The sequence below is a fragment of the Ruegeria sp. O11 genome (assembly GCF_056535285.1).
On the sequence record NZ_JBQERS010000003.1, the window covers coordinates 249304 to 264022 of the forward strand.

General features: G+C 57.6%; 12 protein-coding genes. 5 read left to right on the forward strand and 7 right to left on the reverse strand.

Annotation, left to right across the window (positions count from 1 at the left end):
* The first annotated feature begins 2 nt into the window (after positions 1-2).
* Both ACRZ91_RS09515 and ACRZ91_RS09520 read left to right on the forward strand, forming a co-directional pair.
* The gene (locus tag ACRZ91_RS09515) at positions 3-818 is read left to right on the forward strand and encodes a dipeptidase (protein WP_480904623.1); all 816 of its coding nucleotides are present in this window, start codon (positions 3-5) and stop codon (positions 816-818) included.
* Between the two features lie 76 nt (positions 819-894).
* A complete protein-coding gene (locus ACRZ91_RS09520; RefSeq protein ID WP_170568150.1) occupies positions 895-2148 on the forward strand; it encodes a carbohydrate porin in 1254 nt (417 codons plus the stop codon).
* Positions 2149-2629: 481 nt separating this feature from the next.
* On the opposite strand, the gene ACRZ91_RS09525 is transcribed toward ACRZ91_RS09520, so the two are convergent.
* The 3 genes from ACRZ91_RS09525 to ACRZ91_RS09535 all read right to left on the reverse strand — a co-directional run bounded on the left by ACRZ91_RS09525 (position 2630) and on the right by ACRZ91_RS09535 (position 6251).
* Positions 2630-4084: an NAD(P)(+) transhydrogenase (Re/Si-specific) subunit beta gene (locus tag ACRZ91_RS09525; RefSeq protein ID WP_170476605.1), complete on the reverse strand. Its 1455-nt coding sequence runs from the start codon at positions 4082-4084 to the stop codon at positions 2630-2632.
* A gap of 13 nt (positions 4085-4097) precedes the next feature.
* Entirely contained in the window at positions 4098-5669 is a 1572-nt protein-coding gene (locus tag ACRZ91_RS09530) for a Re/Si-specific NAD(P)(+) transhydrogenase subunit alpha (protein ID WP_170476607.1), read from the reverse strand.
* Positions 5670-5801: 132 nt separating this feature from the next.
* The gene (locus ACRZ91_RS09535; RefSeq protein WP_480904629.1) at positions 5802-6251 is read right to left on the reverse strand and encodes a methyltransferase family protein; all 450 of its coding nucleotides are present in this window, start codon (positions 6249-6251) and stop codon (positions 5802-5804) included.
* A 218-nt stretch (positions 6252-6469) separates the two neighbouring features.
* Here ACRZ91_RS09535 and kynU point away from each other — a divergent pair, with 218 nt between their 5' ends.
* Complete coding sequence (kynU, locus tag ACRZ91_RS09540) at positions 6470-7663, forward strand: kynureninase (protein WP_480904632.1); 1194 nt, start codon at positions 6470-6472, stop codon at positions 7661-7663.
* Here kynU and ACRZ91_RS09545 read toward each other — a convergent pair.
* The gene (locus ACRZ91_RS09545; protein ID WP_480873486.1) at positions 7656-8234 is read right to left on the reverse strand and encodes a TetR/AcrR family transcriptional regulator; all 579 of its coding nucleotides are present in this window, start codon (positions 8232-8234) and stop codon (positions 7656-7658) included. The genes kynU and ACRZ91_RS09545 overlap by 8 nt on opposite strands.
* 99 nt (positions 8235-8333) lie before the next feature.
* Between ACRZ91_RS09545 and ACRZ91_RS09550 the strand changes: the two genes are divergently transcribed.
* Positions 8334-8798: a (2Fe-2S)-binding protein gene (locus tag ACRZ91_RS09550; RefSeq protein ID WP_480904635.1), complete on the forward strand. Its 465-nt coding sequence runs from the start codon at positions 8334-8336 to the stop codon at positions 8796-8798.
* A 3-nt stretch (positions 8799-8801) separates the two neighbouring features.
* Positions 8802-11042: a xanthine dehydrogenase family protein molybdopterin-binding subunit gene (locus ACRZ91_RS09555; protein ID WP_480904637.1), complete on the forward strand. Its 2241-nt coding sequence runs from the start codon at positions 8802-8804 to the stop codon at positions 11040-11042.
* A 39-nt stretch (positions 11043-11081) separates the two neighbouring features.
* Here ACRZ91_RS09555 and ACRZ91_RS09560 read toward each other — a convergent pair whose 3' ends face one another.
* The 3 genes from ACRZ91_RS09560 to ACRZ91_RS09570 form a co-directional block, all read right to left on the reverse strand.
* Positions 11082-11861, reverse strand: a complete 780-nt coding sequence (locus ACRZ91_RS09560; RefSeq protein WP_480904640.1) for a gamma-glutamyl-gamma-aminobutyrate hydrolase family protein — start codon at positions 11859-11861, stop codon at positions 11082-11084.
* Between the two features lie 135 nt (positions 11862-11996).
* The gene (locus ACRZ91_RS09565) at positions 11997-12422 is read right to left on the reverse strand and encodes a GlcG/HbpS family heme-binding protein (RefSeq protein WP_480904643.1); all 426 of its coding nucleotides are present in this window, start codon (positions 12420-12422) and stop codon (positions 11997-11999) included.
* An 81-nt stretch (positions 12423-12503) separates the two neighbouring features.
* Positions 12504-14639, reverse strand: a complete 2136-nt coding sequence (locus ACRZ91_RS09570; RefSeq protein WP_480904645.1) for a malate synthase G — start codon at positions 14637-14639, stop codon at positions 12504-12506.
* Positions 14640-14719 lie beyond the last annotated feature (80 nt).

Sequence of the window (14719 nt, forward strand, 5' to 3'; positions counted from 1 at the left end):
TCATGAAGGCGTGGATTGACGAAAACTCTGACCGTTTCACGCTGGCGACGACAGTTCAGGATTTGATTGATGCCAAGGAGGCAGGCGTTGTTGCTGTGATGCTGAACTCGCAAAGCATGGATATGCTCGACGAGGATATCGCGAACGTTCAGCGCTATTGGGATCTCGGAATCCGCCAGATGAATTTTTCGTACAATCAAACCGGCCCCTATTCTGCTGGTATGGTCGACAATGACCCCTTGGCGAGTGACATGGGCGTTACCGAGCTGGGCGCAGCTGTGGTCGCCGAGATGAACCGTGTTGGCATGATCGTCGATTGCTCACACTCTTCATGGGAAACTTGCATAGAAGCAGCAGAGCTTACCACCAAGCCGATGATGATTTCGCATAGCAACTCGTACGCGTTGTACGAGAACCTTCGAAATGTATCGGATGAAGCAATCCGAGCCGTCGCTGCTACCGGTGGCGTTGTATGCGTGAATTTCCTTGGTGGCTTTCTGAATGGGCAAGTTCAGGCTACGCCGGAGGCCATTGCCAAGCATATCAACTACATCGGTCAACTTGTCGGAAAACAGGCAACCTGCTTCGGCGTCGATTATGTCGAGAACTATGCAGTCGCACTTGGTCCAATTATTGGGAATCCCGAAAAGTACCCGCCGGAACAGGGATATGGTCTGCCAACTCAGATGGCCCCGCCCGCCGACGCATGGGCGGTTTCCCGAGTTCTGGAGGAACAGCACGGTTGGAGCGAGAGCGAAATCCGCGGATTGATGGGTGGCAATCTGATGCGCCTTTATGAAGCGAATTGGGGAGAGTAGGTCGCTTTGAAAATATGCCGCGCACGGGCCGGTTGATTCGTGAATGACCCGCTGCCGCCCTAAACGAAGGACGAGTATGACCAAGAAGCACATCAAAATAGTTGCTTTCTTATTTGCCGGTGCCATCGCTTCGGGCGCGTCAGCCCAAGAAAACAGCACGGTACGGCAGTTGGAGGCGGCTGCCACCGCATCGCTTGGGGGGCCAGCGTCGGCTCAGGCGCAATTAGAGCAGGACAGGCTCCGGCGTCTTGAGGATTCCAGATTGCCGGGGCTGGATCGGTTTTTCGATCCCCTCGAACAGTCGCGCGAGGCTTTTGCCAAACGCACTGGGTTGAATTTGTCCTTCGACTACCAAGCGCTCTACCAGAAGTCTTCAGACAGCCTGAGTGGCACCGACGAGGCCGCTTCGGGGCAGGCGCGGATCATTGGCAACTGGGAATTGCTGAATCGTGGGACCGACAATGCAGGCAGTTTCGTCTTTATCCTCGAAAACCGTCATCGTTTGGGCACGGATATCGCGCCGGGCAGTCTCGCGGGCGAAATTGGGTATCTCGGTGTCACGGCAACGACATTCAGCGACACGGACTCTACACTGTCGGTCGCGTATTGGTCGCAGGCCCTGTCCGGGATCAACGGAGGCTTCGTGGCCGGTCGCATTGACCCCGGCGACTATTCCGATATCCTTGGCTACGTGAACCCGCGCACGACTTTTTCGAATTTTTCAATTCTGTTCAGTCCAGTCCTTCCCATTCCCGATCCTGGCTTTGGCGTTGCTGGCGGAGGTTACTTTACAGATCAGATCTATGCGCTTGGCTTGGTCAGCGATGCCAATGGATCATTGACGGATGTAGACTGGTTTCCCGGCGGTTCGGAGTTTTTCACCTACGGTGAGATCGGCTGGACGCCTGCCAGAGACCAGCGATACCTCACCAATGTTCATCTCGGTGTATTCCATGTGGATGACAGAGATGACGCTGGTGTGCCCAGCAGTCACGGAGCGATGCTGTCAGGCAATGTGACCCTTGACGAAAGCATTATGCTGTTCGGTCGCCTTGGCTGGTCCGACGGCGATGCCCCGATTGCCAGACGTGCGGTCAACGCCGGGGTCATGTGGCGCCCCGGGTTTTATGACGACTTGATCGGGTTTGGCGTGACGGTCGCCGACCCATCCGATCAAAACCTTGACACGCAAACCACCGTCGAAGCGTTTTATCGCTTAGATATTTCCGACAACCTCGCGCTTACGGCAGATGTCCAGTATCTGAACAATCCCGGCTTCACCGATGATGACCCTCTGGTGTTCGGGCTGAGGTTGAGATTCAACTTATAAGACAGAAAAAACACGAAACCTCATCCTCATACTTGGTATTCTGTAGGCCAGCTTCCGCTGATTAACCCGCCCGTCAAGTCAATGCAGAGTTGCAGGCTAATTATGATTGGAAGGCTTCTCTGACAAAGTTGAAAACTCCGTTTTCAAGAAGCTTGTCACAGTTTTAGCAACACAGGTTCGCGTTGAAAGCCGAATGTAGCGTAACTCCCTTTCGAAACCCGGTGCTCAAAACCACAACCGTAGCCCGAGTTCAGTGAGAGAGAGGGCAAAGCAGACGTTCGCAACCTATCCTCCAGCGGCAAGTTTGGGCTCGAAGCGGTCCTTCGCTGCACCAAAATCGAACGTCTGATAGTTGGCGGCAATTTTCGAACTTCTCAATCTGAGCACAAAAGGAAAGAGGCTGAACTCTCAACCTCTTTCAACATTTACCTATAGGGCCTTGGCCCCAAGGCGCCCTTTGCAATTTGGTCATGTCCCGTGATCAATCGATCATTGGCAACAGTTTGTCCAAGGACGCCTTTGCATCGCCATAGAACATGCGGGTGTTTTCCTTGAAGAACAGCGGGTTTTCGATTCCAGAATACCCGGTACCCTGACCGCGTTTCGACACGAACACCTGTTTCGCCTTCCAGCATTCCAGAACCGGCATCCCGGCGATCGGGCTGTTGGGGTCCTCCTGCGCTGCAGGGTTCACGATGTCGTTCGAGCCGATGACGATGGCGACATCCGTGTCAGGGAAGTCATCATTGATCTCGTCCATTTCCAGAACGATATCATACGGCACCTTTGCCTCGGCCAGCAGAACGTTCATATGGCCGGGCAGACGACCCGCAACTGGGTGGATCGCAAAGCGCACGTTCTTGCCTTTGGCACGCAGCTTACGGACCAGTTCACTGACCGATTGCTGCGCCTGCGCCACGGCCATGCCGTAACCGGGGATGATGACGATGCTATCGGCGTCGTTCAGAGCCGCAGCCACGCCGTCGGCTTCAATCGCTACCTGCTCGCCTTCAACAGCCATCTGTTCACCCTGAGGGCCGCCAAAGCCGCCCAAAATCACGCTCACAAAGTGACGGTTCATCGCCTTGCACATGATGTAAGACAGGATCGCACCAGACGAGCCCACCAGCGCACCAACCACAATCAGCAGGTCGTTGCCCAGCGAGAAACCAATGGCCGCCGCTGCCCAGCCCGAATACGAGTTCAGCATCGACACAACCACCGGCATGTCGGCACCACCGATGCCCATGATCAGGTGATAGCCGATAAACAGCGCCGCCAGCGTCATCAGGAACAACGGAAAGAAGCCACCGGTCGAGGTGTACCACACCAAGCAGATCAGCGAGAGACCCGCAGCCGCCGCGTTTAGCGCGTGACCGCCGGGTAGCTTGGTCGCAGCCGAAGTCACCTTCCCGGCCAGCTTGCCATAGGCCACGACTGAGCCAGTAAAGGTGATCGCACCAATAAAGATGCCCAAGAACAGTTCTACGTGCAGGATCGCCAGCTCGGCCGATGTTTTCTTAGCAATCAGCTTGGCAAAGGCGCCCAGATTGGACAGGTCCGCTTCTTTCGCGCTGTCAGCAATAGCCATGACTTGCGCCACGTTGCCAATCTCAAAATGCGCATTGAAACCCACGAACACAGCCGCCAGACCGACCAGCGAGTGCATCGCGGCCACAAGCTGCGGCATCTCGGTCATCTGGACGCGCTGCGCCACGTACTGACCGATCAGACCGCCGCCGACGATCAGCAGCAGCGACAGCAACCACAGGCCGGAACCCGGGCCAACCAGCGTGGCAAAGACCGCCAGCGCCATACCGACGATGCCGTACCAAACCGCGCGCTTAGCGCTTTCTTGGTTCGACAGACCGCCGAGCGAAAGGATGAACAGAACAGCCGCAACAACGTAGGCGGCAGTAGTGAAGCCAAATTCCATGTGCCCGGCCTCCTTAAGATTTCTGGAACATGGCGAGCATGCGCCGGGTTACGAGGAAGCCGCCGAAGATGTTGATCCCGGCCATGAAGACGCTAAGCGCTGCCAGCAGAATGACCAGGAACGACCCCGATCCGATCTGCATCAAGGCCCCGACGATGATGATCGACGAGATCGCGTTAGTGATCGCCATCAGCGGAGTGTGTAAGCTGTGTGAGACGTTCCAGATCACTTGGAAGCCCACGAAGATCGCCAACACAAAGACGATAAAATGCTGCATGAAGCTGGCCGGAGCAACCAACCCGACCAGCAGCATCAGCGCGCCACCGACTCCAAGCAGGGTGAACTGCTGCTTGGTTTGCGCCTTGAAGGCCGCGATTTCCTGCGCTTTTTTCTCTTCAGGGGTCAGTTCTTTGACTTCAGGCTTTTTCTGCGCCGCAATCGCCTGCACCTTGGGCGGTGGCGGAGGGAAGGTGATCTCACCCTCGTGGGTCACGGTCGCGCCGCGGATCACGTCATCTTCCATGTCGTGATTGACTTTGCCGTCCTTCTCGGGCGTCAGGTCGGTCATCATGTGTCGGATGTTGGTCGCATACAGCGACGAAGACTGCGCTGCCATCCGGCTGGGGAAGTCAGTATAGCCGATGATGGTCACGCCGTTGTCGGTCACGATCTTCTCATCCGGCACGGTGAGCTTACAGTTGCCGCCCTTTTCTGCAGCCAAATCAACGATGACCGAACCCGGCTTCATCGCCTCGACCATGTCCTTGGTCCAAAGCTCGGGTGCTTCGCGGTTTGGGATCAGCGCAGTGGTTATGACGATATCCATTTCCGGAGCAAGCTCGCGGAACTTGGCCAGTTGTGCCTCGCGGAATTCTTCAGACTGGACCGAGGCGTAACCACCGGTCGCCGCTCCGTCTTGCTGTTCTTCCTCGAAGTCCAGATAGACGAACTCGGCCCCCATGGATTCGACCTGCTCGGCCACTTCCGGACGCACATCAAACGCATAGGTGATCGCACCTAACGAAGTCGACGTCCCGATCGCCGCCAGCCCCGCCACGCCAGCGCCTACGATCAGCACCTTGGCAGGCGGAACTTTACCGGCCGCCGTCACCTGACCGGTAAAGAATCGACCAAAGTTGTTGCCCGCCTCGATCACCGCGCGGTAACCGGCGATATTGGCCATCGAAGACAGCGCGTCCATCTTCTGCGCGCGCGAAATACGCGGCACCATCTCCATCGCGATGACAGTCGCGCCCTTGGACTTTGCGGCCTCCATTCCCTCTTCGTTGCCGGCAGGGTTGAAGAAAGAAATCAGGGTCTTGTCCTTGTTCAGCCGCTTCAGCTCGGTGGCATCAGGCTGACGAACCTTGGCAATGATATCTGCCGCTTTCCAAAGCGAGGCTGCGGTCTTCATGACCTCAACGCCAGCAGCTTCATAAGCGGCATCCGAAAACCCCGCAGCAGCGCCCGCGCCTTTTTCGATCAGGCATTCAAAACCCAGTTTCTGCAACTGCACGGCCGAGTCCGGAGTCATCGCGACCCGGTTCTCGCCCTTATACGTTTCCTTTGGCGTCCCAATTTTCACCAGTCGGTTCCCCCTAATTTTAGATTCAGGCCAGGTGGGTGTTCAGCATAGAATGACAAGCAGACATGTATCCTGCGCAAGATTATTTCGCAAGCGCAGCAATTGTAGTGCTGTGTCATGATGAACACACCCTTAAATCCATCGCCGTGTTTTGCGTTCGTAGCGCGCGAAATCGGCGCGGAATGTGCGGCGCAACCGGTCTTCCTCGGGAATGATAAAACGGCGCTCCAAAAGCCAGACAAAGATCGGAAGCAACACCAACGACAACACCGCGTCGAAGCGCAAGATCAATCCCGCCAATATCAGCACATCGCCCAAATAAATCGGGTTGCGGCTGCGTCTATAGATACCGGATTGAACCATCGTTGACGGCGTTTCATGCGGAAGAACAGTGGTGCGGTGACGGCGGAATTCGACCACAGCCATGATCGCAAGAATAATGCCGCCTCCGACAAGAATGCCGCTGAGCAAATCCGTCACCGCCCCGTTCAAAGACAGCCCCATCGGCAGCACGCGCGCTTGCACCCAAGCCAACGCGGCAAAACCCACAAGCCAAACAGGTGGAAGATCGATCCAGCGCATGGCCTTCCCCAAAGCGGTGACACACACCCACGCATGTCGTTTCTGGGCGCTGTGTTATCGCTTTCTGACTTTGAAGGCAAAAGCAAAGGTTGTCCCATCCTGAAAAGTAAGCGCACGTTCAAGCCAGCAAGGCACGAGGTGCCAAGAATGGACAGGTTGGTTCAGATCAGATAGGCCAAAGTCAAACATCCGAACCAAAGCTGTAGAAAAGAAAATCCATGACCGATTTCGCCACAACCAAATCCATGTTCAATCTACCCGAAGGCGTGTTGTATCTGGACGGCAACTCCCTGGGTCCTTTGCCTAAATCAGCGGCGAACCGCGTCGAGAGCATGTTGAAGGATGAATGGGGGCAGATGCTCATCACCGGGTGGAACAAGGCCGGATGGATGGGTATGCCGACCGGATTGGGCGACAGGATCGGACGGTTGATCGGTGCAGAGCCTGGCAGCGTTGTGGTGGGCGATACTCTGTCGATCAAGGTGTATCAGGCGGTTGCCTCAGCGCTAGAACTGAACCCTACTCGCAGAGTAGTCCTGTCTGACAACGGCAATTTCCCGTCTGACTTATACATGGCCGACGGTCTGCTGCGGTCACTGGGGCCCGACTATGAATTGCGCGTGGTCGACCCTCAAGATGTTGCCAAGCATATCACCGAAGAGGTCGCGGTTCTGATGCTGACCGAAGTTGACTATCGCTCGGGTCGTATGCATGACATGAAAGCACTGACCGAACTCGCCCATGCCAATGGCGTCGTGACGGTCTGGGATCTGGCACACTCTGCGGGGGCCGTCCCGGTTGATCTGTCCGGCTGCAATGCGGATTTCGCTGTTGGCTGCACGTACAAATATCTCAACGGTGGCCCGGGTGCGCCCGCCTTTATCTATGTGGCCTCACGCTTGTCTGGAAAAGTGCGCCCGGCGCTTTCGGGCTGGTTGGGGCATGAAGCCCCCTTTGCTTTCGATCTCGACTATCGCCCCGGTGCCGGGATCGAGCGGATGCGGGTCGGCACCCCACCGGTCATCCAGATGGCCGCCTTGTCGGCGGCGATGGATATCTGGGATATGGCCGAAATGGCCGATGTGCGTGCCAAATCCATCGAATTGACCGAGTTGTTCATCGCTCGCGTCGAAGCCACCTGCCCCGACTTATCCCTGGCGAGCCCCCGTGATCCTGCCCAGCGCGGCAGTCAGGTCTCGTTTCATTTTGATGAAGGTTACGCTGCCATGCAGGCCTTGATCGCGCGTGGCATGATCGGTGATTTCCGAGCGCCCGATATCATGCGTTTCGGCTTCACGCCGTTGTATATCGATGAAGGTGATGTGGAACAGGCCGCCCAAATTCTCGCCGACATCATCACCAACAAATTGTGGGACAAGCCGGAATACAAGATCCGTCAGCGCGTTACCTGATCTCCAGTGCCGCGCCCAACAGCGTGGCCAATTGCGAAATGCCCTGCTCGAATTCTTCAGCGCTGGAGGCCGTCATTTTGATGCCCTTCAACGATGTTGTTATCGTTTTTGCGGCCTCATCCGGTCCAACCGGCAAATGCGCACGACCAGCAGAATTTTCACGACGCAACCAATCCGCGTAAAGACGCGTTAGTTTGGCCTCACCCTCCTGAACGATGTCGGTCGACATGGACTTTGTTGCATCGAGCATTTCAAGCCCATGTGGCGATGCCAAAATCTCGGCCATCCCTTGGGATTGTGCTTGGACGGCGCCTGCAAGAATTTCCGGCAAAGAGCCTTCACCGGCCAATGCCTCAGCCACCAGTATGACTTTTTCGTCGTAGTAATACTGAGTCAGCTCGCGGACGATGGCCTCTTTATTTTTGTAATGCAGATATACTGCGGGCCGCGACATCCCTGCCCCTTTGGCGATGTCATCCATGGAGGTCTTGCGAAACCCATAAGCTGCGAAGGCTCGAAAAGCCGAACTCAGAATGGCCGCAGTCTTGGATTCTTCACTTGCACTCGTCATGAGAGAACCTCTGACATTTCTTGTTTATTTTGTCAATTGACAAGCTGACACTTTTCATTAAATATGTCAGAAACCAGCCAAAGCTAAGAGAGGTGCGCCATGGCGACGGCCCTAAAGATCAACGGAAAGACCCATCAGGTTGATCTGCCTGATGATGTGCCCTTGCTGTGGGTGCTGCGAGATGAGGTTGGACTGACCGGCACTAAGTTCGGTTGCGGCGTGGCCGCCTGCGGTGCCTGCACAGTTCATATTGATGGTGAGGCCGTGCGGTCCTGCCAGGTGGCACTTTCGGATGTTTGGGGAGATGTCACCACGGTCGAAGGGCTTGGTACGCCTGACGCCATGGCAACTATCCAGAAAGCCTGGGTTGATCACCAAGTGGCGCAATGCGGCTATTGCCAGTCGGGTCAGATCATGCAGGCCGCAGCTTTGCTGGCCGAGAACCCGGCCCCATCGGACGCTGAAATCGACGACGCCATGCAGGGCAACCTATGCCGCTGCGGCACCTATCCCCGCATCCGCGCCGCCATCCACGACGCCGCATCCAAACTGAAGAAGGCCTGATCCATGGCAAGTATCGGAAAAATCCTGCGCCGCACCTTCCTGATCGGATCAGCTGCCATTGTCGGTGGCGTGGCCTTTGGCGCCTATTATGTCACTCGTCCTGCCGCGAATCCGCTGAAGCCGCGTGAAGGTGAAACCGCGCTCAGCCCCTTTGTTCTGATCGACCAGCAGGGCGTGACCCTGTTCGCGCCGCGTGCTGAGATGGGTCAGGGCGTGATGACCACCTGGGCGGCGCTGATCGCCGAAGAATTGGATGTCGAACTGGACGATATCCGCGTACTGCACGGACCAGCTGCGGCTGCTTACTACAACCACGCCCTCATGGGGGAAAGCCTGCCAAATAAAGGCTATGACGTCTCGGATTTCCAGCACAATCTGGGTGAGGCACTGGGCGTTTTGGGCCGAACACTCAGCCTGCAGGTCACCGGGGGCTCGACCTCGATGAAAGACGGGTTCGAGAGGATGCGGATGGCCGGTGCCACCGCGCGCGAGACGCTGAAACAGGCTGCAGCGGATCGGTTGGGCGTCGAGCGCGACCAGCTCAAGACTGAAAGTGGCGCGGTCGTTGCCCCGGATGGCACGCGCATTCCCTATACCGAACTGGCCGAGGCCGCAGGCCAGATCGAGCCACCCGAGGTCACCCTGCGTGACCCGTCCGAATGGCGTTTGATCGGCAAATCCCTGCCCCGCATCGACATTCCGGGCAAATCCACCGGCACCGCCGAATTTGGCATCGACGTGCGTCCCGAGGGCCTGAAATTCGCCTCGGTCCGCATGAACCCCAAGCTGGGCGGCGCAATGAACGGTTTTGACGCCAGCGCGGCCGAATCCATGCCCGGTGTTGAAAAGATCGTCGATCTGGGCACCGGCGTCGCGGTGATTGCCAACAACACATGGCTTGCCATGCAGGCGGTCGAGGCGATCGACGTGGATTGGGGTGAAGCCCCCTATCCGCCCGAAACCAACGCGATATTCGCGCAAATTGCCAAGGCGTTCGATGACGCGCCGAACTCGACCATGCGCGATGATGGCGATGTCGAAACCCTACCCGAAGGTGCGACCGAGATCACGGCGGAATACACCGTGCCCTATCTGGCCCATGCCACGATGGAACCGATGAACGCCACGGCGCTCTATACCGGTAACAAGCTGGACCTGTGGTGCGGCAATCAGGCGCCGACGCTGATCCAGATGCGGGTGGCCAACACCGCCGGGCTTGAGACCGAGGCAGTTCAGATTCACACCACCTATTTGGGTGGAGGCTTCGGCCGCCGGGGCGAGCTGGATTTCGGCGAGATTGCAACCAAAATCGCCATGGCGATGCCCGGCACCCCGGTTCAGACCACCTGGAGCCGTGAAGAGGATATGCGCCACGATTACTACCGTCCAGGTGCCATGGCCCGGATGCGTGGTGCGGTGAAAGACGGCAAAGCCGTTCTGATCGACGGCAAGGTCGCCTCCCAATCCCCAACCCAGCAAGCCGTGAAGCGATATACCGGCTTTTCCGGCGGGGGACCCGACAAAGTCCTTGTCGAAGGATTCTTCAACCAACCTTACGCCGTTCCGAATTATCGCATGAGCGGCCACATCGCTGATCTGGCCGTACCGGTTGGGTTCTGGCGCTCGGTCGGCAACAGCCACAATGGTTTCTTTCACGAGACCTTTTTGGACGAGATGGCCCATGCAGCCGGGCGTGATCCGCTGGACTTTCGGATTGAACTGACCAAGACCGAATTCGCCCCAGCTGCGGGATGTCTTGAAGCCGTCAAGGAGATGTCAGGTTGGACCGGCAAGACCCCAAATGGTGTCGGACGTGGCGTGGCCATGACTTACAGCTTTGGGACCCCGGTCGCGCAGGTGATCGAGGTGGTGGACGAGGATGGAACCATCCGCATCCGCAAGGCCTGGATCGCCTGCGATGTCGGCCTCGCGCTCGATCCGGCAACAGTTGAAGCGCAGATGATTGGCGGCATGATCTATGGCCTTTCGGCCGCGACCACAGGCGAGATCACCTTCTCGGATGGTGAAGTCGAACAACTGAACTTCCCGGACTATGACGGGCTTCGGATGCACAGCACTCCGGTAACAGAAGTCCGCGTACTCGAAACCCAGAAACATCTGGGTGGTGTCGGTGAGCCGGGTACTCCGCCCTCGATGCCCGCTTTGGGGAACGCGTTGTTTGATCTGACCGGAGAGCGCGCGCGCAGCCTGCCGCTGAACAATCAGTTCAACTTGATGGTCTAAGAACGATTTGGTCCGGCGCCGCGTCGGGCCAATTCGCCTTCAGGCCGTGCGCTGGAAACGAGCCGCTTCATTCCCTTCGGCCCAAGTGTGTACAGCGCGACCGAACGCCTGGAACAGCGGCCGCGAGACCGGGTCATTCGCCGCATCCCACTCTGGATGCCACTGGACCGACAGGGTAAATCCGGGCGCGTCCTTGACATAAATCGCCTCGGGCGTTCCATCAGGGGCGTGGCCGTCAATCACCACATTCTCGCCCAATGTTTTGATCCCCTGCCCGTGAAGTGTGTTGGTCATCACTTCAGCCGCACCCAACAAGCGGTGGAAAACTCCACCTTCGATCATCTTCACGACGTGCCGCAGGGCGAACTTTTCCTCTAACGTGCCATCGGGTGGCATTCGGTGGTTCTGGCGCCCAGGAAGATCGCGAATTTCGGGATAAAGCGTGCCACCCAAGGCGACGTTCACTTCCTGAAATCCTCGGCAGATCCCAAAAAACGGCTGCCCCCGCTCGGCACAAGCCCGGACCAGAGGCAGCGTGATCGCATCCCGTGCGCGGTCGAACTCACCATGCGCTTCGGTTGCGGGCTCGCCATATTCTTCAGGATGAACATTGGGGCGCCCGCCTGTCAGCAAAAAACCGTCGCAAACCTCTAGCAATTCGTCGACCGATACATAGCGCGGATCAGCAGGTATCAGCAAAGGCAGACAATCCGATACGTTGGACACCGCATCAGAATTCATCGTCCCGCCCGCATGCGTCGGGTACTGATCATTCATCAAGTAAGAGTTGCCGATAATTCCAACAACGGGGCGCGCCATTCCAAGTCCTTTGTTTCGCAGGTATTCTGCGAAACCTATCGGCAGCCCGAGCCGCGCGCAACGACACAGACCCTGCATGGCAGCGCAAGCGAGTGTTCAGCCGCGCACATCACCTGTAAAATCGATCCGAGGGTTTTAGATCTCGCCCACGAGCCCGGCACCCTCAATGCCAACTAGCGCGGCTTGGGCGTCATTGTCGGACGTGTCGCCAGTGGCGCCCACGGCACCAATCACTGCACCCTTGCGGTCACGTACCAAAACTCCGCCTGGGACTGGTACAACCTGACCGCCGTAAACCCCGTTCACCGCCGCCATGAAATAGGCCTGCCCCTCGGCGCGCTGCATCTGCGCAGTACCCGCCATGCCCAGCATCACCGATCCGTATGCTTTGCCATGCGCAATTGCAAACCGCCCCGGCGCGGCACCGTCTTCGCGTTCAAAAGCGATCACGTGACCGCCCGCATCCAGAACTACAACCGAGAGGGGCTTCAGCTCCATCTCACGCCCTTTTTCCAGCGCTTTTCGAATGATGGTCCGCGCTTTGCGCAATGAAATAACCATGCCCGATCCCTTTCATCTGGCCCAAAATATCCTCGGGGGAGCGCGAGGGGGCAGACGGCCCCCTCGTTCCCGCCCCTACCCTTAGCGCAAGCTTGCCTTCAGTTCTAACCGGCGCGCGTGCAGCACCGGTTCAGTATATCCTGAGGGCTGCACTCGCCCACGGAATACCAGATCACACGCCGCCTGAAAGGCGATCCCGTCAAAACCCGGCGTCATCGGCTTATAGGACGGATCATCCGCATTCTGCCGATCCACTACAGCAGCCATTTTCTGCAGCGCTGCCATCACCTGCTCCTGACTGATCAGATCATGATGCAACCAGTTCGCCAACGCCTGAGACGAAATCCGGCAGGTCGCGCGGTCTTCCATCAGACCAACGTCGTTGATATCCGGCACTTTCGAGCAGCCGACGCCTTGATCGACCCAGCGCACAACATAACCCAATATGCCCTGAGCATTGTTCTCGATCTCACGGGTAATCTCCTCAGCGCTGAGATTGCGACCACCCAACAGTGGCACCGTCAACAGATCATCCAGCGTCCCCCGAGCAGCACCAGCGGCCAACTCGTCCTGACGCGCCAGCACATCGACCTTGTGGTAATGCGTTGCGTGCAAGGTTGCGGCAGTGGGCGAAGGCACCCAGGCGCAGGTTGCGCCCGCTTGAGGGTGACCGATCTTGGCCGCCAGCATATCCTCCATTCGATCCGGCATTGCCCACATGCCTTTTCCGATCTGTGCCTTACCCTTTAGGCCACAGGCTAATCCGATATCGACGTTGCGATCCTCGTAGGACGCAATCCAAGGCGTCTCCTTGATATCGCCCTTGGGCAGCATCGGTCCCGCCTCCATCGAGGTGTGAATTTCATCCCCTGTGCGATCAAGAAAGCCAGTATTGATGAATGCGACGCGTGATTTCGCGGCGCGGATGCATTCCTTGAGGTTGGCCGAGGTGCGACGTTCCTCATCCATGATGCCAAGCTTTACGGTATTCCGTGGCAGGCCCAGAATGTCCTCGACCATGTCAAAAATCTCGACCGCGAACGCGACCTCTTCGGGGCCGTGCATCTTGGGTTTGACCACATAGACCGAGCCGGTGACCGAGTTGCCGCCCTCACGCTGCAGATCGTGCATAGAGATCAGCGTGGTGCAAAGCGCATCCATCAGACCCTCACCAATCTCGCGCCCTTCGGCATCCAGAACGGCGGGGTTGGTCATCAGGTGGCCCACATTTCGCACCAGCATCAGCGAGCGGCCTTTCAACGTGGCCGACGTGCCATCGGGTGCTGAATAGACTAGATCCCCCGCAAGTTTGCGGGTGAGCGTAGCACCGCCTTTTGTGACCTCCTCGGTCAAGTCGCCAGCCATCAGGCCCAGCCAGTTTCTGTAGGCCAGCACCTTGTCGGTCGCGTCGACACAGGCGACTGAGTCCTCACAATCCATGATCGTTGAAAGCGCGGATTCAAGACGCACATCAGAAATACCCGCCAGATCGGTTGCGCCAATTGCGCTTAGCACATCAACCTTGATCTGGATGTGCAGACCGTTGTTGCGGAGCAGGACAAATTCCGGGTTCTCGGCTGCGCCACCGTAGCCTGCGAACTGAGACGCATCGGCCAGGGTCGGCATCAGCGCTCCGTTCTGAACGCTCAGCCCTGACACATCCGACCAGGAACCGTCGGCCAACGGTACGGCCTGATCCAAAAAGGCCTTGGCCCAGCTGACGACCCGCGCGCCCCGCTCCGTGTCATAGTCCTTGCCAGTCGGTAGATCGCCCAACGCATCTGTGCCATAGAGCGCATCATACAGACTGCCCCAACGGGCATTCGCCGCGTTCAGCGCAAAGCGTGCATTGGTGATCGGCACAACCAACTGCGGGCCTGGTGTCAGAGCGATTTCGGGATCGACATTGGTGGTTTCGATTTCGAAATCCTTGCCTTCATCAACCAGATACCCAATCTCACGTAGGAAAGACTGGTACTCGCCAGCATTGATGGGCAGGCCGCGCCGCGCCGCATGCCAACCGTCGATGCGCCCCTGAATGTCGGCACGCTTTTCCAACAGCGCGCGGTTCCTCGGTCCCAGCTCATTTACCAAACGCTCCAGACCCGACCAGAACTGATCAGCCGTGACCTTTGTGCCCGGCAGTGCCTTCTGTTCGATGAAGTCCACCAGAACCGGGTCGATCTGCAGCCCGCCGCGGATCTCTCTGCTGCTCATGTTCCGAATCCCCTACGATTGTGTGCCATTGTATGCGACCATCAATTAGGTGGTTTGTTTCCGATAGGCAACTTGTGCCC